The 23,638-nt window shown below is 44.2% G+C and carries 14 protein-coding genes and 2 rRNA genes; 4 read left to right on the top strand and 12 right to left on the bottom strand.

What is annotated here, in order from left to right; genetic code table 11:
* The first annotated feature begins 154 nt into the window (after positions 1–154).
* A 23S ribosomal RNA gene (locus tag AV939_RS16760) occupies positions 155–3,144 on the top strand.
* 168 nt (positions 3,145–3,312) lie between these two features.
* Positions 3,313–3,428: ribosomal RNA gene (gene rrf, locus AV939_RS16755) — 5S ribosomal RNA — on the top strand.
* Between the two features lie 623 nt (positions 3,429–4,051).
* Here rrf and AV939_RS16750 read toward each other — a convergent pair.
* Both AV939_RS16750 and AV939_RS16745 read right to left on the bottom strand, forming a co-directional pair.
* Positions 4,052–4,651 carry an EF-hand domain-containing protein gene (locus AV939_RS16750; RefSeq protein WP_057789435.1) on the bottom strand — a complete coding sequence of 200 codons (600 nt, stop codon included), beginning with the start codon at positions 4,649–4,651 and terminating at the stop codon, positions 4,052–4,054.
* A 241-nt stretch (positions 4,652–4,892) separates the two neighbouring features.
* On the bottom strand, positions 4,893–7,262 hold the full coding sequence (locus tag AV939_RS16745; RefSeq protein ID WP_082604814.1) for a DNA polymerase II: 2,370 nt from the start codon (positions 7,260–7,262) through the stop codon (positions 4,893–4,895).
* Positions 7,263–7,493: 231 nt separating this feature from the next.
* Between AV939_RS16745 and AV939_RS16740 the strand changes: the two genes are divergently transcribed.
* A complete protein-coding gene (locus AV939_RS16740; RefSeq protein WP_057789437.1) occupies positions 7,494–8,504 on the top strand; it encodes an MBL fold metallo-hydrolase in 1,011 nt (336 codons plus the stop codon).
* Between the two features lie 3 nt (positions 8,505–8,507).
* On the opposite strand, the gene AV939_RS16735 is transcribed toward AV939_RS16740, so the two are convergent.
* From AV939_RS16735 to AV939_RS16710, 6 genes are all read right to left on the bottom strand, one after another.
* Positions 8,508–9,791, bottom strand: coding sequence for a sensor histidine kinase (locus AV939_RS16735; RefSeq protein ID WP_057789439.1), 1,284 nt, complete (start codon positions 9,789–9,791; stop codon positions 8,508–8,510).
* On the bottom strand, positions 9,791–10,375 hold the full coding sequence (locus AV939_RS16730; RefSeq protein WP_057789440.1) for a chemotaxis protein CheX: 585 nt from the start codon (positions 10,373–10,375) through the stop codon (positions 9,791–9,793). The genes AV939_RS16735 and AV939_RS16730 overlap by 1 nt, the downstream gene beginning before the upstream one ends.
* Positions 10,372–10,740 (bottom strand): response regulator, encoded by a 369-nt coding sequence (locus AV939_RS16725; protein WP_057789445.1) that lies wholly within the window; start codon positions 10,738–10,740, stop codon positions 10,372–10,374. The genes AV939_RS16730 and AV939_RS16725 overlap by 4 nt, the downstream gene beginning before the upstream one ends.
* A gap of 249 nt (positions 10,741–10,989) precedes the next feature.
* Entirely contained in the window at positions 10,990–12,159 is a 1,170-nt protein-coding gene (locus AV939_RS16720) for a pyridoxal phosphate-dependent aminotransferase (protein WP_057789450.1), read from the bottom strand.
* 32 nt (positions 12,160–12,191) lie between these two features.
* Positions 12,192–13,013, bottom strand: a complete 822-nt coding sequence (locus AV939_RS16715) for a sulfite exporter TauE/SafE family protein (protein ID WP_057789454.1) — start codon at positions 13,011–13,013, stop codon at positions 12,192–12,194.
* 118 nt (positions 13,014–13,131) lie between these two features.
* Positions 13,132–15,732, bottom strand: coding sequence for a TonB-dependent receptor plug domain-containing protein (locus tag AV939_RS16710; protein ID WP_057789460.1), 2,601 nt, complete (start codon positions 15,730–15,732; stop codon positions 13,132–13,134).
* Positions 15,733–16,154: 422 nt separating this feature from the next.
* Here AV939_RS16710 and AV939_RS16705 point away from each other — a divergent pair, with 422 nt between their 5' ends.
* Positions 16,155–17,159, top strand: coding sequence for a LysR family transcriptional regulator (locus AV939_RS16705; protein WP_057789462.1), 1,005 nt, complete (start codon positions 16,155–16,157; stop codon positions 17,157–17,159).
* Here the strand turns inward: AV939_RS16705 and AV939_RS16700 are convergent.
* The 4 genes from AV939_RS16700 to AV939_RS16685 all read right to left on the bottom strand — a co-directional run bounded on the left by AV939_RS16700 (position 17,108) and on the right by AV939_RS16685 (position 23,466).
* Complete coding sequence (locus tag AV939_RS16700) at positions 17,108–17,836, bottom strand: endonuclease/exonuclease/phosphatase family protein (RefSeq protein WP_057789464.1); 729 nt, start codon at positions 17,834–17,836, stop codon at positions 17,108–17,110. The two genes, AV939_RS16705 and AV939_RS16700, sit on opposite strands and share 52 nt — an antisense overlap.
* Positions 17,824–20,025 (bottom strand): VTT domain-containing protein, encoded by a 2,202-nt coding sequence (locus AV939_RS16695; RefSeq protein WP_057789466.1) that lies wholly within the window; start codon positions 20,023–20,025, stop codon positions 17,824–17,826. Before AV939_RS16695 ends, AV939_RS16700 begins: the two co-directional genes overlap by 13 nt.
* Before the next feature lie 241 nt (positions 20,026–20,266).
* Positions 20,267–21,427, bottom strand: coding sequence for a GGDEF domain-containing protein (locus AV939_RS16690; RefSeq protein ID WP_061093602.1), 1,161 nt, complete (start codon positions 21,425–21,427; stop codon positions 20,267–20,269).
* 188 nt (positions 21,428–21,615) lie between these two features.
* The gene (locus tag AV939_RS16685) at positions 21,616–23,466 is read right to left on the bottom strand and encodes a monovalent cation:proton antiporter-2 (CPA2) family protein (protein ID WP_057789470.1); all 1,851 of its coding nucleotides are present in this window, start codon (positions 23,464–23,466) and stop codon (positions 21,616–21,618) included.
* Between the last annotated feature and the right edge of the window lie 172 nt (positions 23,467–23,638).

Below are 23,638 nucleotides of genomic sequence, written 5' to 3'. Positions count from 1 at the left end.
AATCATTGTTTTAATATCACTTCGGTGTGTATTAGCGCAATGGGCGAGGTAACAGTTTCTAGTCGACTAAATCGACGCGTAAGCGAAGGCACATACTTTTAGTATGTAACTGAGCGAACGAGGAAAATTTAGGAAGAATAGGAAGTGTTAACGAAGGCCATTGACTAAGCGTATACGGTGGATGCCTTGGCAGTTAGAGGCGATGAAGGACGTGTAAGTCTGCGAAAAGCTGTGGTGAGCCGACAAAATGCATTTGAGCCACAGATGTCCGAATGGGGAAACCCACCTATTTATAGGTATCGTTACATGAATATATAGTGTAACGAGGCGAACGAGGGGAACTGAAACATCTAAGTACCCTTAGGAAAAGAAATCAACCGAGATTCCCCTAGTAGCGGCGAGCGAACGGGGATTAGCCCTTAAGCAATTATGAACGTAGTGGAAGCCTCTGGGAAGTGGCGCGATACAAGGTGATAGCCCTGTACACGAAGTGTTTGTTTTTGTGAAATCGAGTAGGTCGGGACACGTGTTATCTTGACTGAATATGGGGGGACCATCCTCCAAGGCTAAATACTCCTAACTGACCGATAGTGAACCAGTACCGTGAGGGAAAGGCGAAAAGAACCCCTGTGAGGGGAGTGAAATAGAACCTGAAACCGTATACGTACAAGCAGTGGGAGCCCCATCACTAAGTGCCTTTAGTGATGTGACTCACAAAGTGCAACCGTTTGATAAGCGCGTAACGTTGACCTGCGAAGCAGCCAACGGTAAACCGCCAAAAATCAAGCAGGGTGCTTAGTGATGGGGTGACTGCGTACCTTTTGTATAATGGGTCAGCGACTTATATTTAGTAGCAAGGTTAAGCGAATAGCGGAGCCGTAGCGAAAGCGAGTGTTAACTGCGCGTTTAGTTGCTAGGTATAGACCCGAAACCCGGTGATCTAGCCATGGGCAGGTTGAAGGTTGAGTAACATCAACTGGAGGACCGAACCCACTAACGTTGAAAAGTTAGGGGATGACTTGTGGCTGGGGGTGAAAGGCCAATCAAACCGGGAGATAGCTGGTTCTCCCCGAAATCTATTTAGGTAGAGCCTCGGACGAATTCCATTGGGGGTAGAGCACTGTTAAGGCTAGGGGGTCATCCCGACTTACCAACCCTTTGCAAACTCCGAATACCAATGAGAACTATCCGGGAGACACACGGCGGGTGCTAACGTCCGTCGTGAAGAGGGAAACAACCCAGACCGCCAGCTAAGGTCCCAAAATATTGCTAAGTGGGAAACGATGTGGGAAGGCATAGACAGCTAGGAGGTTGGCTTAGAAGCAGCCACCCTTTAAAGAAAGCGTAATAGCTCACTAGTCGAGTCGGCCTGCGCGGAAGATGTAACGGGGCTAAGCAATATACCGAAGCTGCGGATACGTGTTTACACGTATGGTAGGGGAGCGTTGTGTAAGTGGATGAAGGTGGATTGAGAAGTCTGCTGGACATATCACAAGTGCGAATGCTGACATGAGTAACGATAATGGGAGTGAAAAACTCCCACGCCGGAAGACCAAGGTTTCCTGTCCCATGCTAATCAGGGCAGGGTAAGTCGGCCCCTAAGGCGAGGCAGAAATGCGTAGTCGATGGGAAACGGATTAATATTTCCGTACTTATATAATCAGTGATGGAGGGACGGAGAAGGCTAAGCAAGCTTGGCGTTGGTTGTCCAAGTGAAAGCAAGTAGGCCGAGTGTTTAGGTAAATCCGGACGCTTAAAGCTGAGATGCGAGACGAGCTACTACGGTAGTGAAGTTGTTGATGCCCTGCTTCCAGGAAAAGCTTCTAAACTTATGATTATATAAACCGTACCCCAAACCGACACAGGTGGTCAGGTAGAGAATACTAAGGCGCTTGAGAGAACTCGGGTGAAGGAACTCGGCAAAATTGTACCGTAACTTCGGGAGAAGGTACGCCCTTGTTTGTGATAGGACTTGCTCCTTGAGCAGATGAGGGCCGCAGTGACCAGGTGGCTGGGACTGTTTATTAAAAACACAGCACTCTGCTAACTCGCAAGAGGACGTATAGGGTGTGACACCTGCCCGGTGCCGGAAGGTTAATTGATGGGGTTATCTTCGGAGAAGCTCTTGATCGAAGCCCCGGTAAACGGCGGCCGTAACTATAACGGTCCTAAGGTAGCGAAATTCCTTGTCGGGTAAGTTCCGACCTGCACGAATGGTGTAACCATGGCCACGCTGTCTCCACCCGAGACTCAGTGAAATTGAAATCGCAGTGAAGATGCTGTGTACCCGCACCTAGACGGAAAGACCCCGTGAACCTTTACTACAGCTTGGCACTGAACATTGAACCTACATGTGTAGGATAGGTGGGAGGCTTCGAAGCACAGTCGCTAGATTGTGTGGAGCCGTCCTTGAAATACCACCCTTGTATGTTTGATGTTCTAACATTGGTCCCTTATCGGGATTATGGACAGTGTCTGGTGGGTAGTTTGACTGGGGCGGTCTCCTCCCAAATAGTAACGGAGGAGCACGAAGGTTAGCTAATCACGGTCGGACATCGTGAGGTTAGTGCAATGGCATAAGCTAGCTTAACTGCGAGACAGACACGTCGAGCAGGTACGAAAGTAGGTCATAGTGATCCGGTGGTTCTGTATGGAAGGGCCATCGCTCAACGGATAAAAGGTACTCCGGGGATAACAGGCTGATACCGCCCAAGAGTTCATATCGACGGCGGTGTTTGGCACCTCGATGTCGGCTCATCACATCCTGGGGCTGAAGTCGGTCCCAAGGGTATGGCTGTTCGCCATTTAAAGTGGTACGCGAGCTGGGTTTAGAACGTCGTGAGACAGTTCGGTCCCTATCTGGTGTGGGCGTTGGATGATTGATGGGAGCTGCTCCTAGTACGAGAGGACCGGAGTGGACGAACCGCTGGTGTTCGGGTTGTCATGCCAATGGCATTGCCCGGTAGCTACGTTCGGAACGGATAACCGCTGAAAGCATCTAAGCGGGAAGCCGGCCCAAAGATGAGTCATCCCTGACTTTTAAAGTCCGGAAGGGTTGTTATAGACGATGACGTTGATAGGCAGGATGTGGAAGCGTTGTAAGGCGTTAAGCTAACCTGTACTAATTGCCCGAGAGGCGCTTTATATCTTGAGTGTTGTAAGACAAAGCTGATTAAAGCAACGAGAGTAGTAGTACTCAGTGCTCAAAAGATTGATTACGTGAATATCAGAATTCCTAAATTGTTAATTATTAAAGTAATATGGACTAAATAAGTCGGTATTACGCAAACTAACGTTTGCAAAAGTTTTTGCCTTGGCAGCCATAGCGATACGGTACCACCTGATCCCATTCCGAACTCAGAAGTGAAACGTATTAGCGGCGATGGTAGTGTGGGGTTTCCCCATGTGAGAGTAGCACACTGCCAAGCGTTTCCCCATGTGAGAGTAGCACACTGCCAAGCTCCCATTCGAAGAAAGCCCTTATCGTATGATAAGGGCTTTTTTTATGTCTAATAGAAAATAATATTAGCAGTTACGCCGTAGTAAAAAACTGAGCGTACTGCAGGTCCTCCTTGCGCGCTCATTCCAAAAAAGCATCATGATTCTGCACCCAGTGGTATATGAGCCACCGAACTCTGAAGTGAAACGTATTAGCGCATGCCGAGACTCGGCGGCCAGTAACTGGCGTGGGGATAGTGCGGGGTTCCGGTGACCGGCCCAGCCAGTGTGGCCCAGCTAGTGTGGCCCAGCCCCATGGGACAACGTGCAAGCCATGAAATGGTTGCCAGAGTTAGCACGGGGTGGCCCTCCACACTGCCATAGTTCGTTGTGAAGCAATCCCATTCGAAGAAATTGCTTCACAACGATTGCTTCACAACGATTGCTTCACAACGATTGCTTCACAACGATTGCTTCACAACGATTGCTTCACAACGATTGCTTCACAACGAAGCCTATCCTAACGGATAGCCTTTTTTTATGCTTGTAAGAAAGTGAACAGGCAATAAAAAGCCCCGCAGGGGCGGGGCTTAAACTAGGCGACTATTATCAGTTAGTGTGCTAAATGCTGACGAAATTCCATTTTGGTTAGTAGTTGGTTATCGTCTTTATCCATTTCACTAAAATCGCCATTAATGCCAGCCTTCTCAACTTCCATCATTGAGAGCTTACCGTCATTATTACGGTCTGCTTTTTTAAATTTAGCAGTAACTTCAGCCTTCATTTCACTAGACATCTCTTTACCCAACGCCTCTTTACCTTTTTCCATAGTCGTACCGGTACCAGTTATCATAGGCTCATTCATGGACTGAGATGTTGATGTAGTCATTTTCCGGGTTAGCACTGCATCGGTAGTGCCACTTGATTTAACCTTTGTCACAGTATCTCCAGAAAACATACTAGGGTTATTTTTTACGTATTTATCAAACTCTGACCGGGACACTTTATCATTACCATCTGCATCCATTTTTTTGAAGAATTTACTAGAGTTTGCTTCTTTCAATTCTGTTTTGGTGATGTGTCCATTTCCATCATTATCGAGAGTAGAAAAATCTGCGCTAATATTTGAGTTATGACCACCTTGGATGTCTCCAGCAACTGCGGTCGTTGACATTACTGCGCCTATAACAAGTGATAGTGTAAGCTTTTTCATCACATTCTCCTTTTGTAGTGATTAACACTTTGCTCGGTTAGAGCAAGGAACAAAATACTCACATTAACTCATTCATTGATTGTGCCGCTGCAGTAAGTAATTGAATTATATATATTTAATTGATAAATATTAGTGGCGGGTGTTTTTCATTCTTGTTAATTTGCAACAAAGCTTTGAAATATATTCAGGCAAATCACATAAAAAAGGGTATTCATGATGTGAATGCTCAGGCGTCAGTACCTTAGTTAGGAAATAACGATAATTGTTCGTTAGTTAGTTCAGAAAAAGATAGGTTGATGAGAGGAAGTATACTGTCCGCTATGGGCATGATTTGCTTTTCAATGTAATGGTCGTAATCAAGCGGTGCCATCTGGTGCTCGGTAGTTTGAGGGCCTTGTACCGTCATAACATAGCGTATGGTTGTATTGTGTTGGTAACGTAATCGTTGGCCCGTTTTACGATTAATATCATCTGCGAGGCGCGCGGCTTTTACATGAGGAGGCAAAGATTTGATGTAGTCACTTAATGGCTTCCTTAATCGTTTTGCATATACGAGTCTGGCGTCTTCTTTCCCGTGGCGAATATTATCTACAGTTTGTTTAATAAAATCAGATACAGGGGCTTTTTCGAAAACCCGTCGATACAATTCATACTGAAAGTATTTAGCTAATTCGGTCCAGTCTGAACGTACGTTTTCCAACCCTTTAAAAACCAGCTCTTTTTTGTCGCCAGTTTGCTTTAAACCTGCATATCGCTTCTTGCTACCTAATGCAGAGCCTCTAATTGTGGGCATAAAAAAGGTTTCAAAATGGGTCTCAAATTCAATGTCCAAATGGCAGTCTATATCATAGTCTTCTCGAAGCTTGCGTTGCCACTTATGATTAATAGTGTTTGCTAGGGACTGTCCCGTTTCATTAGGCGTGCCTAACGATGTGTTGTTATTCACGTGTACAAAGGTAGAGTCTGTATCGCCATAGATAACTGAGAACCCTGCTTCTTCTATCCATTTTGCAGTAGTTTGCATTATTTCATGCCCACGCAGAGTAATAGAGCTTGCTAACCTTGGGTCATAAAAGGGGCATCCGCCACTGCCTAATACACCGTAAAAGGAGTTCATTAAGATTTTTATAGCCTGAGATCGTGGCGCATCGTTTTGTTTTTTTGCTTCGTCTCTTTGGCGCCATAGGTTGTCTATAATATCGGGCAAAAAATGATTGTCACGACTGAACATAGCTCCTTTGAACCCCTCGATGGCACTGCTTGGATCTTTAAGGCCTTCGGCAAGCCCCATAGGGTCAATCTTAAACGTGCGAATAATTGATGGGTATAGGCTCTTAAAGTCGAGTACGAGTACATCAGAGTACAGGCCAGGCTGTGAATTCATTACATAGCCACCTGGGCTAGCCAACCCGCCGTGTTCCGGGCGTACACCACTTATGTAACCTTGTCGGTGTAACTTTGGTAAATACACATTTAGAAATGCAGCGACTGACCCTCCGGGCCTTCCTAAATCGAGCCCTGTTAAGGTGCCTCTCAAAATGAGAAATTCGATAAATCGGGTTTTTGCAGCAATCTCATTTACCAATACACAGTCTTTGTGGTTATAGCTGGCGAGCGAAGAGGGGTCTTCGTAATACAAGGCTTTAATTGCTGCAAGCTTGTCTTCACTCTGTATGAGCTTTTTATCACCCAGTAATTGCTGTGCAACATTGTCTAAAGAGAAAGAGTCAAATTGATAGGTCATAGTCTTTAGCGCTTCAATGCCATCTACAATACTGCGACCGGGTATATCCACGATAGTTTGGCCATCCCAATCCCTTACGAAGGCTTCTCGTTTTTCTCTGCCTATTGTAAATTTGACGCCTTGTTTTTTTGCTCTCCTTGCAAGCACGGCCATATCAAATTGTTTGACGTTCCAGCCTAAGATAACGTCTGGATCAATATCGCGTATACGCTTTGCAAATGCAGTAAGTAGCGCTGATTCAGTAGAAAACAGGCTCAGTGAAAATGTGTCTGGAACATCTAGCGTCTTGGGGTGAGTGGACGCAGAAACCAACATCACTTCGTTAACGTCGCTAGAAGCTAGCGCTATACTGAATAGGTTTTCATTTTCATCGCACTCAATATCGATGCTAATCGAGTAAAGATTTGGCGTGTAGATTGCGGGCCTAATTCGCGCATCAGGTATTAATGTTGCGTTTTCGTCAGGAGCAACAAACTCCAACGAACCGTATATAAACCGCTCCATCAAATACCTATCGGCAAGTCTTATATCAGCTTCATACAAAGTGATGTGTAAACTTTTGGCAAGCTGTCTTAATTGGTGCATGTAGGAGTCAGACGTGGTTTTAAGGGTGTCTACTTCCACTTGCTCAAGGGTAAAGAAACTGTCTGAGGAGACTTCAACCTCAATACCTTCTCGCTTTGCCTTTTCCAATATATTTTTCGTGTTTTCGGTAGCCACAAAACATGAGGGTTTCTGCATAGCGCTTTGAAGACATACTGGACCATCATCGGTAGACACCCACACTTCAACACAAGCACCTTTATGCTTACTGTTCGCATGTTTAACATGAGTGTGTTTACTTAGAATGTAACCTTTTCTAATCACGGCAAGTCAATTTTCGTTGGTGAAATAATGAAGGACGCATGGTACAGAGCAGTCGATATTCTTTACTTAAGATGAGAGAGGTAAATTGTTCACTATTGCTCGCTAACTCTCGCTATCGCTAGGAAAAGCGGTGATATTACTTAACGCTATAGTTGATTATCAAACAGATACGTTTGTTTTTGCCTACCTATCGTTATAGAACTAAGTATACCAGCGAAAAGGTGAAGATGTATGCATTACCCAGCAATTGAGCAACCGTCTCCAGGTGAATGGACAGAGATAGTGAAAGGTGTACTTTGGCTTCGTATGCCACTGCCTTTCGAACTCGACCATATAAATCTCTACCTTGTTGAAGATGATGATGGCTGGGTGGTTATTGATACTGGGCTCGGTACGAGCACAACAAAGACATTGTGGAATGAGATTTTTGCCGCATTGGATAAACCCATTTCAGCGGTTTTAGTTACGCATTTGCATCCTGACCACGTGGGTTTAGCCGGTTGGATAGCCGACCAATTCAAAGTGCCTCTATACATGTCGCAGGTTGAGTATTTTACTGCGCGCGCATTCACAGGGGGGAAAAGCGACACCTCAGCATGGCGGGATGAGCAATATTATCATCGTGTCGGTTTACAGCCAGATGACGTAACTTCGCTCATGTCAGGCAACAAAGGTTACAGCAATGTTGTATCGCCAATTCCTATCAGCTATAGACGGTTAAAGCAAAGTGATGTGCTTACGCTTAAGGGTAACTCATGGGAAGTGATGATCGGCAGAGGGCATTCACCAGAACACGTATGCCTATATTCTAAAGAACTTGGAATACTGTTAGCTGGCGACCATATACTGCCGCAGATAACACCCAATATAGGCGTATATTCAACGGAGCCTGAGGGCAATACGCTTCAAGATTATTTGTCTACGCTACTGCCTTTCACTGATTTACCGGAAAAAACCTTGGTGTTACCCGCACACCGACAACCTTTTGTTGGTGTAAAAGACCGAGTGAATGAGCTTATTGAACATCACCATGGTCATTTAAATGCGCTTGTGGAGGCTTGCAGTAAACCTCAGACGGTGGTCGAGTTGTTGCCCGTTTTATTTAAACGGGAACTGAGTGGTAGAAATGTCGTGTTTGCCGTAGCTGAGTGTGTGTCCCACTTAAACTACCTCTTGTCTCATGGAAAAATAACGCGACATTTATCTGATGACGGAATTTATTTATATGGGGCGCAACAATAGATGTTACTGAGGGGCTGTAGCTGAATTGTCTTCTGAAGTGATAGGTAGTTCTATTGTAACCACCGTACCTTTGCTCACTTTGCTATTGATTGAAATTTTGCCTTTGTGCTTTTCTATAATGGTATAGGCAGTGGATAATCCCAACCCTTGGCCTTGACCTTCAGGGCGGGTAGTAAAAAAGGGTTCGAAGACTCTTTTCATATTTTTTTGCTCTATACCTTCACCGCTGTCTAGCACCTTAATCGTAATGCTCTCGCTATTTTTTAATAAGGATAACTTAACGTAGCCTTTGTCTGGAATAGCTTGGGCAGCGTTGAGTAATATGTTCATCAAGGCTTGTTTTATCATCCCTGGGTTGGCCATTATCTCTATCTTTTCGTCGGCTGATTCAACCTTATAGTGATGAGAAGCATATTGGGTAGATACAAGCTTGATAGTTTGTGAGGCGACGTCGTTTAACTCTACAATCTGACTACCTTGTGTGCTGTCGAGGGAAAACTGTTTTAGATTATCGACAATATCCTTAACTCGATTTAAGCCCGCTTTCGATTCTTCGAGCAACTCTTCAATGTCATCTTTTATCAAATCATAGTGCTGTGCTTCGAAAAGGTTTTTTATTTGTTCTTTTACTTCATCGTTAAAATCGGTAACGTGATTTTCTACCCCATCGCAAATAGATATTAAATTATTAGCGTATTGCGACAGGGTGTCTAAGTTTGCATTGATAAAGCCAATAGGGTTATTTATTTCATGGGCAATCCCCGCAGCTAATTGGCCCGTTGATGCCATTTTTTCCGCTTGAATGAGTTGAGACTGAGCGGTATCAAGTTTACGAATAAGTTTGCGTTGTGCTTCGTGTTCTTCTTTAAGTGCGGCAGATAGCTTTTGTTGGGTACGGAAGTAGCTGGCTTGCGCGGTAACGTCTTGCAAGAAAATGCAGGCGTATTTTTTTCCTGTGCTTTTGTCCTTTACCGGCAATATCTCCATGTTTTGATACATTTGTGTTTCTTCGCCAGTTATCGGTCTACTGCTTTTAAACGGAAATATATGGGGGCGCTGTTCCCAGTAGCTGAAACTAGGATGCTGGAGAACAAAAACCGATTTTAACCTTCGCTTTAGAAATTTTCCTTGGCCGCTAAAAATATCGGTAACAGGGGTGTCTTTGTACGAATCGCGATTCTCGTGAGGAAGACGATCTCTAAAAAAGTCGTTTAAATAAACAACCAGAAAATCTTCATCAACGATGCCAATTCCAACCGGAAGTTTTTCAACCAGTTGCTCAAACATTATTCTAGAAGTTCATCTAAAGTATCTTTCATTCTTGTCAGTGAATCGTCATCTAGGCAGAAAACAACACGCATAGAAAAGGATGAAACGGCTACGGTGAATTGCACTTCCATGACTAAGCTATGTTGCCACTTTAGCTCGTCGAAGTTCTCTTTGTTAGGAGTAAACAACGTGGGCATATTCAAATTGGTGGTCAGTTCCAATTGGCTCGATAAGCCTGCCAAACAAGCGCCGGCTAAAATATTAGAAAGCTCGAGTATAATTTCTTCTACATCTTCTTTACTCAGCGGTTCACTGTATTCCATCAGTTTGGCCATCTCGTTCAGACCAGAGCGGGAAAGTACTGACATCACTTCACCTTGAATATCACCTAGAAAAGACTGGCGGGTATGAAATGTATCTGCAGAGCCAAACAGCAAGGTGTAAAGCTGAGTAGGGGTCACTGACGTTATTTTAGGAATTGAAATATCAATTTTAGTTTCAATGAGTTGCGCGAGTGAATTTGCTGCTTGGCCCATTGAAATATTGAGCAATTCTTGCAGCGCATCGCGTTGTTCCTCGTCTAATGGTATTACAGCGCTCATAGATACCCCAATTCGAACATAGTCATTGCCAGCTCTTCTTTGTCTAATGGTTTTCTAATGAATCGTTGTGCCCCTAAGGACAGTACGATGCGCTGTTTTTCTGGCTGAAAATCTGCGCTGATCACGATGACATTAGGGAAGGCATCTTCACGCTTGGATAAGTATTCCAGCACATCCACACCATCAACCTCTGGCATGGTTAAATCAAGCAGCACAAGGTCGAAGGTGTTTTCAGCTAACAAATCTATCGCTTCTTGGCCATTCGTTGCCTCTGAAATATCGTAGTCTAATTCCGGCGGTAGCGATTTTTTTACGCTACGGCGTGACAATTTAGAGTCGTCAGCAACTAAAACAGATAGTGCCATCAACAGCCTCCTTTTACGTCTGTTAGAACAGTGTGTGCAATTTCTCAGTGCCTGAAAGAAGCTTAGTAGACATTCTAAGATTCTAAAACCTAGGTAGGTGTATTTGCACAAGGTACTTTAAGAGTATATGACAAGGAGGGCATTTATGAGCATTATACTTTACGTGTAAATACTTGTGGATGAGGGAAAACGAGAGAAGCGTACAGCCTAGAGTGGCTGCACGCATAAAATAAAGATGTGTAAACTCAATTAAGAATTCTGTTTTTTAGTCATTGTTTCAAGTGCTTGCGGAATAGCATCGACATAGCGCTGCACATCTGCGATTTTGCCCATGCTGACTCTTGACCAATTAGTATAGGTGCGATAAATACCGCGGATGTGAATATCTTTCTCCGCCATGGCGGCCCTAAATAATTCAGCATCTCCTTTACCAAGATCCACAAAAACAAAGTTAGTACTAGAAGGGAGGGCAGTTAGGCCATTAGCCTTGAGGCCGTCCATCACTAAGCCTTTTGCTTCTACAACCTTATCTTTAACAAACGTAAGGAAGGCTTCATCATTATATGAAGCAATGGCTGCGGCTAAACCAGCTTGGTTTAATGTGTAACCCCCCATGCCATAGCGATTGATCCATTCTGTATTTTCTTCAGAAGCAATCATGTAACCAACTCGCATACCCGCTAAGCCGTAAATTTTGGAAAAGGTTCGCGCAACAATAATATTGTGCCCGGCTTTCACTAACGGAATCATTGAGTTTGCAGGCGGATCATCTGTAAGTTCATTATAAGCTTCATCAACAAGTACTAACGTCTTTTTAGAAGCTTTGATACAGAATTCTCGAAGCTTTGCAGGGTCTAAAAGGCGTCCTGTTGGGTTGTTAGGATTGGTGATATGCACCATGCCAACGCCGTCATCAATGGCTGCATACATGGCATCCAAATCGATTGCTAAGTCTTTTGTGTTAGGTACCCGAACAATCTCAGGTGCACCTTGTTTCTCTGGTGCTTTAGAGGTGGTATCCCAAAAAAGATCGGGGCCTAAAATCTTTCCTTTCTTGCTCGCAGCAAGGGCGGCGTAAGAAAGGATTGGGCTAGAACCTGCACTTAACGAAATATTCTTAGGGGTAATTCCATGGCGCTCTGCAATCATATCTAGCAAAGTCATTGCGGCGGGGTAGGCATAGTATGCGCCCCCCTCGGCAGAGGCAGTAGCAATCGCTTTTAATGCTGCTGAGCTTGGTCCAAATGGATTTTCATTCGCATTTAATTTAGCGATACCTGGCTTTGGACCATACAGTACCTTGGACATAGTGGGCGTGGCAGCTTGAAGGCCTGCAGAGGTAATCAAGCCTGAGGCACCAATGGCAGTAGCGGCAGCACTACCACCCAAAAATAGGCGTCTTGAAACGTTATGTGACATTGTTAATTCCTTATCTCAAACATCGTAAGTGTTTACAGGGCCTTGTAAAACATGGCGCTAGAAACAATTACTAAGTAAATACCAAACATTCGTTTTAATTTTTTCTCGCTGAAGTTATGCGCCATTTTTGCTCCCATAGGTGCCGTAATAATGGCCCCTATACTAATAGCGACTAACGCGGGGATATTGATATAGCCTATTGTTCCAACTGGCAGAATGGCGGCTTCAGGATGCTTCATAAAGAGAAATCCGATAGCGCCAGGCAGACCAATTAGGAAACCAACGCCAGCGGCTGTGGCTACCGCTTGCTGGATGGTGCGTTGACAGATAACCATAGTAATTACCATGGGTGTGCCGCCGCCAATACCCAGAAGAGCCGAAAAGCCTCCAAGTACAAAAGCAAGTGCAGATTTAGCAATACCTTCAGGCATAGATAACGCTACACCAGGGCGAATGACAAATTCTGGGAACAAGAAGTAAATAGAATAAAGTAAAACACCTGCCGCAAAAACGACCGTTAAACCATCGCTACTTGTGCTACTGGCAATATAAATACCGCCAATTACGCCCATTACGATCCAGATGCTCCATGATTTTAGAATATCAAAATCAACAGCGCCTTTTTTATGGTGAGCCATTACTGAGCGGGTACTAGATACCACAATTGAAGCTAAAGAAGTGCCTATTGCAACCTTGACTAACTCTTGTGATGGGGGCGTAAAAAATGGAAATACAGCTAATAGAGCGGGAACAACAACAAATCCACCTCCATTACCAAAAAGACCAGCAGTAATACCGGCAATAGCACCTGTAATACAAAGAGTAACAACGAACCAGAGAAGCTCTATTTCCATAAAATAACATCTCCAGCAAATACTTCTAATAACATGAACAGACCTTTAAATTTTGCTTACAAAACGAGGGGTAAAAACATAAACACCGGCATTTGCCGGTGTTTATTATTAGTTGCTTTTAGAATCTTGCCGCTAAGCGGGTGTAGTAGTAACCACCCTGCCAGTCGACGACTGAACCTGAGTCATAGACTTGGCCACAGCAAGCATCACCATTTATTGTAGGGTCTGGATAGCTATCAAATAGGTTACGTACACCTACTGATAAGGTTAGGTTTTCATTGATGAGGTATGACCCTTCAATATCAAACATAAATTCAGAGCCGTAGGTTTGAATTGTTTCGGCATCGATTACGGTACCATCATCGCTGCCTACATTTTCGTATTCACCGTAGTAACTCAATCGTGCCACCGCAGACCACACATCATAACTATGTGTCACAGAGAACACACCGCGCATTTCTGGCGTTCCATTTTCAAAATCGAACATGTCTTCGGGGTCTAGGTATTCGCTAGGATCTGAGTCGAACGAAGTATCGTTATAGTTAATAGACCCTGTAATCATAGTTGAACCGTAGGTCGTTTCCATCTTATAAGTGGCAACGAGATCAACACCTTCAGTAACCGTATCAAACGCATTTTGGAAGAAGAACACACCACCAATTGATTCTGCACCTGATACACCAGCACCCGATAGTGCTAAGTAATTTTGGTATGCAGCATAACCATCAGCGTCTGGGTCGGTAACTACTGTAGTAGAAACGTCGCGTGTAGATACTGAGTACAGTCTGTCTTCTAGTTTAATGTTGTAGTAATCGGCAGTAAGGGTTAAATCACCAAAGCTAGCAGTTAAACCAAGTGTAAAGTTAGTCGATTTTTCAGGAAGAAGCTCTTCTGCACCTAACGCTTGGGCCACATCGCCACCAGCAGGGAACAAGCCCGTTGCTACTGGGAAACCATCAGGTAAACGGGTCGATACGTTTGTAGTACCTTGTTGACCTGGCGTCGGTGCTCTGAAGCCTGTGCCGTATGAACTTCTTACCGCAACTTCATCGTTTATTTGATAAATACCCGCAACCTTATAAACCACTTCAGAACCAAAGTCTGAGTAGTCTTCATAACGGATAGCTGCTTGTGCAAACAGTTCGTCAGTAATATCACCAGAAACATCGGCATATACCGCGTAAGAATCCCGGCTATACGTACCTGAGTAGTCAGGTGAATAACCAGGGAAACCGTTTGAGCCTACACCCACTACGGTATAAACCGCATCATCACTGTCAGCACAATCTAGCGTAGAACCGTTAGCAATGACGGCTAAACCCGCTGCACTAGCCGTATCTCCGTCACAGAAGCCCCAAGGATCAGATGTTGCGTAAGGCCCTGCAAAGTAAGAATCAACTTCGCCTTCTGATATTTCATAAGATTCATCAAGGTAGCTTGCACCGAACGCTAGAATATATTCGTCAAAGTCGTAGGTGAAATCGGCTTGAATTTGTGTTTCTTCGTTGGTTAAGTCACCAGGTTGAAATGATGTAGGTGACTCATTACCCATAGACGGGTTAATGGTGTTAGCAAGCGTATATGAAATATCGTTGTAGCCGTAACGACCACTTATGTCATAGCCTAAGTCGCCAGACATCCCTTTAATACCACCAACAAAAGAGTAGTCGGTAACATCGCCAGAAAAGCGCGGTGTAAAGCCACCAGGGAAAAATTCAGTAGGGCTCCATATAGAACCATCTTCTAAGCGAATATCTTCTATAGTGCCGTTACCTGGGTAACGATAATAGAATGAGCCATCACCTTCACTTTCTGAATAGTTACCAAATGCATAAAGCTCCATCTCAGCAGTTAATGCATAGCCAGCATTAAAGAAGATACGAGCGCCGCTAGTGTTTGGCTGTCCCCAAGGCTGAACTACGTCCGACCCGTGCACCGTATTAGCCATTGCAGTGGCATCTGCGATGTATTGTTCTGACTGGTCATCTACACAAAACCAAGATTCACAGTACTGCTCGCCGCGATATGTGGCTTCGCTGTCTGAGTATTCCGCTGAAATACTTAAGAAACCATCATCACCAAGTGCGAAACCTTTGTTTCCGGTAATGGTAATTTGGTCGCCATCACCTTCAAAGTAGCTTCCATAATCGGCGGTAAACGATCCACCTTCGGTATTTTCTTTTAACTGGAAGTTGATAACACCAGCAATGGCATCAGAACCATACTGGGCTGCCGCACCATCGCGCAATACTTCTACACTGCCAATCGCAGCGGTAGGGATAGTGGCAATATCAGGGCCTTGTGTACCAGAACCCCCAATAGATACCAACGCTGCTCTGTGACGGCGCTTAGAGTTAACTAGCACCAACGTTTTATCTGTGGGCATACCACGTAAAGTTGCAGGACGAATGAAAGTACCACCATCAGAAATGGGCTGTCGAGCTACTGAATAAGATGGGACCAAAGTCATTAGTACGTTGTTCATGTCGGTGAAGGCTACTGCTTCAATATCTTCAGCACTTAATACATCAACAGGTACAGGCGAGCTAGTTACCGACCGAGGTGCACCACGTGCACCAACAACAGCAATTTTTTCAACATTTTGAGTATCTACTGCGGTTTCTTCAGCTTCTTGCGCTAGCGCGAGTGGTGCTGCCAAAGATAAAGTGATTCCAGTGAACGCTAGTGCAATTGAATTATGTATTTTGTTTTTTCTCATGTGTGTTCCCTAAAACGAGCCGTTATGAGTTGTTATTCTTCACTTGGAGCAGGGATTAATGCCGCCCACGTTTGGCATAACAAGCACCACCTTGATGCATCCAGCATCTTATAAATGTTTTGTGTGGTTACCTGTATTAGTGCTCAGGCTAAAAATTCTTTTAAAATCGCGAAAGAAAAAAGAATATTGAGGGGTATAAGAAAAGTATTGAGGCTCTATTTAACTAGCTGATTTAATTGGTCTTAATTGTTTCAGTGTGACGATAAAAAAATAAACGCCGCTTCAAGCTTAACTTTATATTAACAAGTGTCAGTTGGGCTTTACTGGTCTGTGGCATGTAACTTGCTGATTTTAATCTCAATAAAGCGACCTGTGCTTTATGACGATGTGTTACAAAACTGTCATATTCGGGAAACTAGACATTGAACTCTAAACAACTTCAGTATTTTTTGACCACAGTTCACAAAGGCAGTATTGCAGGTGCAGCACGTGAGCTTGATATCGCTCAACCAGCCATAAGTCAGCAATTGGCAAGCCTAGAAAGAGAGATGGGAGCGCAATTGCTAAGTCGAACTTTCTCTGGAGTAACGTTAACACCAGCAGGCGACTTGTTTCTCGGCCATGCCACTAGGCTCATGGATGATATCAATACGGCTAAATCTGAACTGCGAGAGTTAGTGGGTAAGACTGCAGGCACGGTAAAAGTGGGTATGCTTCCTTCTATTGGCAATGTACTTTCCATGCCGCTTATTGCTGAAGTAAAACAAAACCATCCGAAACTGAAATTGGAAATAAGTACCGGCCCTTCGTATTCAGTAAAGGGGTGGCTAGAAGGGCGGCAAGTCGATATTGCATTAACCTATGAGCAAGACGTTGACCCAAGGTTTATGACGGTTTCACCGCTTATTCGTGAGAATTTGCATTTAGTGATGGCCAATCAAGCAACGTCCAGTGAATACAGCCACCTAGCGGGCAGAGAAAGTATTCCGTTTTGGGCATTGAGCCAATTCCCTTTGCTATCGCCTGGAAATAAAGATGCTTTAGGTAAACTCATCGAACATTATGAAAATGCCACAGGGGTATGTTTGCAGCATAATCTAGCCTATTCGGGGCAGTTAATGACAGGTTTGCGACAAGTTATGCAAGGTGAGGGGGTGATGATATTACCGACGTCGGCCATTTTTCATCTTGAAGAATCGGGCTTGGTTTCAACCTTAAAAATAGTTGAGCCAGAAATGCAGCGTCTGGTGCTGGCTGCCACAAACAAAACGAGTCCGTTGAATGAGGCCGTGTTAAAAATGCTTAAAGTGATAAAGCAGGTTGTCGCCAGTGAGCAAGCGCTGCAACACTGGCGAGGTTCCTTGGCATTTACTGATCAGTCAGAAATGAAAGGGGTATTAGCTTCTGGAAGTTTGATGTCTAGTTGAACTGGCAGATGATCAGAAAAGACCCTTGCCTTTTTAGATGTGAGCTTTTTGCACTGTGAAACAGTGATGTCATCACTTACCCACACACGATCTAAAGAAAAAATAGGAAATTGACTAGGAAAAGTCGGTCCTACCTTTTTTTGATTCAAAAGCTGATTTAACGAGGTGAAAGCCCGAGAAAAGAATTGCCACTCATTGAAGTCTCCGGCCAATACCAATGGCATTGGATTAGCTTGCAGCCTTTGTTCAAGATAATCATGCAATAAGGCAAATTGCGAGCGGCGCTCTAATCGTTTCAGCCCTTTGTGGGTGTTAACTACGGTAAGTGGCCCCTTGTCAGTTTGTAATACCACTACTTGTACATTTCTGGGCTGTCGCCCATGCTGACTTACGTCGAAGGTTTCTTGTTCAAGAACCTTGAAACGGGAAAGTATGGCATTGCCATACCATCCGCTTGGCTCGTTTAGCGCTGGAGAAGACACCAAGTTGTAGACATTTTTAGCACAAATATCTTCAATATCTCGCTCAATTGCACGCTCTGAAGGACGTGTGTCCATCTCCTGTAACAGTACAATATCGGCACCCGATTCAGCTAGGAATTGCCCAATTCGCTGATAGTTTTGTAACTTGTCTCTGCCCAGCCCACTGTGAATGTTGTAACTAATTATGCGGCACATTCTTTACTTTCCGACGCTTCATTATCTGATGCACGCTTTTGACGGTTTTCCTGATAATAGCGAGCGAACTTTTGAGAACCCCAAATCATTAATCCCCACAGCACGATACCACCCACTAAATAGCTAATGGTTTCAACCGACGGGTTGCGGAAGATTTGAGTGATAGAGTCGCCTACCAGTCCTTTCGCAATCATTGGAGGGAACATGCCAAAGAAGGTACCGATTAGAAACTGTAGTAAACCAATAGACGAAATACCGGCGACTAAGTTCACTAGGCTGAACGGCGCAATAGGCAGCATTCTGATGGCAGCAACACCCACTATCCCGCTTTGTTTAAGCTTCTCATCCAAGGCTTCTACTTTGGGTCCACCTACTTTTCGAAGACCAGCGTCACCAGAAAGTTTACCGATAGCAAATAAAATTGCAGAGCTTAGCAGTGCACCCATGATGCCGTATATTGGCCCCCAAATGGGTCCAAAAATAGCGGCAACCGCTAACGACAATACAGTAACCGGGAAGAAGAGTATGCCTCCCACTACGTAAACTAATAGTACCGTAGGCAGCGCAAAATAAGTTCCTCGACTCTTTTCAAGAAACGCATTAATGCTTTCACCACTTAACCATGAAATGGATTGGCTAGCCCAAAACATCAGGCCACCGAGCAGAGCAATAACGGCCACCCCCAGCATGATCATGATAGTTCGACGTCTTGGGTTACGCGCGGGTAGTGCCCCGCCATCGAATGAAGGCATAGAAATCAATGGCTCCTCTGGATCTGACAAAGAACGAAATACGTTGTTCACTGACTGCGTAGTGAATACTTCATCACGAACCTCTGTTAATACATACCCGTGAGCAATTTGCCCATGGATTAATGCTTCAACAGGATATTCTTCAGCGAACAATGCAGGCATATCTGAGATGTCTCTACCCGTATGCTCAGCAAGCAAGTCATTACGAACGTTCAAAATGGCCGCTCGGTTTAAGTCGCTATTGCCGCTAAGTACAACGTCAATTTCGGTATCAAGCGTCATAGAACGGTTACTTAGGTTAGACGAACCTATCACTAAGTATTTGTCGTCAACGGTCATAACTTTAGAATGAATGCGTTTGTAGGCTTTCCTGCCTTGTAAGTCTTCGCACGACGAGTAAGTCAATTTTACTCTTTTCGGGTCGATGTCTTTTTCAAGAATAGATTTAAATTCAATACGGCTTGCCCAGAAGGCTTCACATTCGAACTTACCTTTAGGCTCGTAAGAACTCACAATGATAACGTGTAAATCAGGGCGCGCCTTCATACGTTTGTTCAGCGCTTCAGCAATTTCCTGACGAGTAGTGAATTGGTTCTCGATGTAGATAAGCGACTCGGCTTGACCAATCAAATCAAGCAGCATAGTGCGTACTTCTTGCGCGGGCTCAACTTCGTCCATAAACGGAATGGTTCTGGCTAGCGCACAATCGACTTCTTCAAATATAGGCGGGAAACCCTCCGGCCACGTGTCGGGAATAGGGCCATCTAAAGACGTATCCGCTTGCTCGCGAATCTCTACTGGTTCACTTTCGGCAACCCTCAGCCATCTCCAGCGCACTAATTTAGAAAAATCGGCCACTACGGGGCCTGAAGAGACCATTTGCACATCGTGTAGTGGTGCATACTCACCGTCTGGGCCATCTCGCTCTTCTGACTCAACAGGGTGGTCACGGGTGTCCCAACGGTTCGTTGAAATATCCATGCCGCCAGAGAAAACCAGTTCATCGTCTATAACGATAATTTTTTGGTGCTGACTGCCGCCCATAGGAATGGTGTCATCAAGCTCGGTTTGCACGTTATCTGGCGTCTTCTCTTCCCACACTTCTTTTGCCCACATTTCTCGTTTAGAAAAAAACGCGAGAGAAGAATCCCAGCGTAGTAGGTAAATATTTAAGTCGGGGTTATTTTCTGCCTTCCACGCAAGTAAATCGCTGACAACACTTGGGGCTTCACTGTTTGCTTCATCATCACCTCTTAAAAGGCGTATGCGACTATCAATGTCCCACCCAATGATAAAAATACTGTGCTTGGCTTTTACAATAGCGCTGTGTAGCGCTTTGTAATAGTTTCCACAGTCTATCAGTGGTGCAACAAAATTAGCTTTGCTGCTAACCCAACAGTTTTCACCTGGTTTGAATATATTATTGTTATCAACCATGTCGTCTCCCGAAATCGCTTCCGTGTAATAAAGTAAATATACGTGAGAAGTTGCAGGAAACGTTCCGGATCACTGTAGTGGTAAGTTTGAACGCTAACTTATTAATATTATTGGTTTTAAGGATTTTTCAGTGAAAATTTTTCAATTGGCTAAAATTTTAAAGTGTAACTTTTTCACAGAAATAGAGTAATTGAGGCGTAATGAACGGATGAGCTAAAGATGGGGTGTTAAAGCATATAATTTACAGCGTAGCCGTTAAAAGCGATGGCAGCATGTAAACCAAACTGGTTCCATCTTGCCGTTTAATGCTGGCTACATCGAAGGGCTCTCCTTGTTGCCACGAAAATACGATATCAGATGAAGGCGCAATACCAATACTGGCAGTAAACATGGGGGCGCTTTCCAGTGTTTGGACATTTTTAGAGAACACTTGTTTCACTAATCTATCTGCGACTACATGAACCGAATCAATGGTGACACCGCTTAGCATAATCGCAAATTTACTCTCACTTATTTGCCCTGCTATATCATTGGAGCGGGTAAAATGAATGAGAGACTGGCCCACTTGATAACTGGCGCTTTCACCGGCACTTGCACCGTAGTTATCGATAACTTCCTGATAGCCATCTATTTCAACTAGCAAGAGCACGTTTTCATCTTTATCAGTGTGTTGAAGTTTCTTTATGGCTTGTTGAATAAAATCGTCACGGGTTAGTACCACTGCACCAGAGCGACTAAGCGAACGAGCATAACGTGATTGAGAAGCTGGCTCTGTGCTGCATCGCATCAACGATAAAACAATTAATGCTGCACTTATCACCATTTGCATAGAAGTGAATTGGTACAGCAACGATAAATCATCCATACCGCCGGTAATAGAATTTACCACCGATACCGTGCCATGTAAGAAAAGCGAAAAAGAGGAGATAAGCAGCAAACGGCGGAGTAAGGCGCGCCTTTCCTCTTTTACTCTATTATCGTTATACAGTACGCCCTCGCTCAACAGCACAAGCGCAGCACAAAAAAACATGGCCACAGATTCGGCCAGTGCAGGCATTGTCCATAACACGCAAATTCCACTTACACCCACCCCGAGTACAGGAAGTGCATGGCGGTTAAGTTTGTAGTCTTTGTGCTTTTGAAGCGACTCTAACCCCAAAAATATCTGATAGAAGCCTACTAAAAGAGCAATCAGCCCTAAAATAAAAAAAGAAGAGGGGAGTGCAAATAGGGTGTCGCAAAGGCGAGTAACTAAGCTACCGCAAAGCAAGCCACTGGCAATTGACCAGTAGCGGAATATTGTCTTTTTCTGATATACCGTTTTTATCGTGAAGTAGCCGCAAAGTGCCGCACATACCGAGATAGAAACAAGAATGCAGGTGGCTAGAAAAAAATACAACACACAGCCCTTAAGATTGATTCGAGGCAGAATTATACCAAAGTATAAAAAGTGCAATAGGGCACTCATCCTAAGGCTGGTATTGTAAATTAGATAAAGTTATTAAATCCTATACTTTATTATGGCTAATCTTTCGTTGAAGTTTTGCCCTTATTCAGTATCACCCTTGTTTAGCCTCATCCTTTTTAACCTTACTCTTCTTTAGCCTGGTTGGGATTAACGGTACTGTCGCAGGTATTAAACTTATCTTTTGCTTCAGTATCTTGTGCTAATACTTGGGTGAGGTCATCCATCCGCTGTTTAATTGCTACGCCATAAGAGTGGTCGTCGCCCCACAACTCAGCAAGTAAATTCATAGACTCAACATCATGTTCTCTAAATAATCTTCCTGCACGTTCGGCGTCGATATCATCGTTCCCTAATAATTTTAACGATTCAACCGCAAGTACCAATGCTGAGTCGAAAGTCTCTCGGTTAAACGTGCCGACCTTCATACGGATAAGCTCATAAGCATGTCGCCGGTCTCTAGCACGAACCGCTAGCTTCAAGTTTGGATAGTGCTTACGGGCAATGTCGATAATTTCAATTGTTTTGTGTGGATCATCAATGGCGATAACAAGCAGATCGGCGGTGTTCGCCCCTGCTGCTTCTAATAATTCTTTTCTGGCGGCGTCGCCGTAGAAAACTTTGTTGCCAAATCGTCTCAACAAGTCGATTTGACTAGGGCTATGATCAAGCACACTTACTTCATAACCTTGGGCTTTCAACAGTCGTCCAATAACTTGTCCGAATCTACCGTAGCCCGCAATAATCACGTGTCGAGAAGCTTCTATTTCCTCAGGTTTATCAAATGCAGGTGCTGATGACTTTTGAAATTTCTGTGCGCGGTCGTAAATCATTAACAGTAATGGGGTAATAACCATGGAAAGCGCCACTACTAAGGTGACAATATTAGCTTCCTCAGAACTTAAAATACTTAATTCTCGAGATAGCGAAAGCAACACGAAGGCAAATTCCCCGCCTTGTGCTAGGGCTAACGTGAATAACAATCGTTGACGAGAATTTATCGAAAACAGATGGGCTAAGCCATAAAGTACTAAGCCTTTAATAGCGACAAGGCCAACAACCAGCAGCAAAATAAGTAAACTGTTCTCAGCTAATAATCCGAAATCAATGGATGCGCCAACGGTAACGAAAAATAGCCCTAGTAGCAGCCCTTTGAAGGGTTCAATATCAGCTTCTAGTTCATGCCTAAACTCACTTTCTGCAAGCACCACGCCCGCCAAGAAAGTGCCTAGAGCCGGAGAAAGGCCCACGGTCTGCATGAGTAGTGCTATTGCAATCACTAAGAATAGCGCGAAAACCGTGAATATTTCTCGCATGTGGGTTTGGGATATGTACCTGAATATAGGGGTGGAAATGTATTTGCCCGCTAGGATAATGGTAACAATCACGGCAATAGAAATACCCACTTTACCCATGGCTGACCAATCCGATACTAGAGAGTGGCTCGAACCATCAACGGCACTGGCGGGAAGAAATGAGAGTAACGGCATAAGTGCCAAAATAGGGATAACGGCGATATCTTGAAATAACAGTACCGAGAAACTATTTTGCCCTGCGTCTAATTTTAACCAGCCTTTCTCTTCCAATGATTGAATAACAATAGCGGTTGATGAGAGGGCTAACATCAAGCCAATTGCTAATGCGCTTTGCCAAGCAAGCCCTAATCCGTAATAGGTAATGGCAAAGATAGCCCCAGTAGAAAGTAGCACTTGCAGCCCACCTAGGCCTACTATGGAATGGCGTAACGTCCATAAGCGGGAAGGTTGCAACTCCAGCCCAATAAGAAACAGCATCATTACTACTCCAAACTCGGCGAAATGCATGACTTCGGTTTGGTCGCCTACTAGCGATAAAACAAATGGTCCTATAAGAATGCCGGCAATGAGATAGCCTAGCACTGAGCCCAAACCCAATCGTTTAGCAATAGGTACAGCAATTAGCGCAGCACCAAGGTAGATAAGAGCAAGTGTTAGCATGGAGTCTCTGCCGTTATTCGGTTATATGAATTATTTATGCTATCTCAAAAACATGTGGTTAGCTTGATAATCATTTATCTGTTTTTGAGGTAACTGTTTATAGCAAGGGATGCAAATAAAAATGCGGCGCTTTGCAGCGCCGCATTTAGGTATAACTCAATTAACTTTGGTA

It is taken from the genome of Alteromonas sp. Mac1 (assembly GCF_001562125.1).
GTDB lineage: Bacteria > Pseudomonadota > Gammaproteobacteria > Enterobacterales > Alteromonadaceae > Alteromonas > Alteromonas stellipolaris.
The sequence above is the reverse complement of the archived record's forward strand: the minus strand, read 5'-3'. Positions and strand labels throughout refer to the sequence as shown.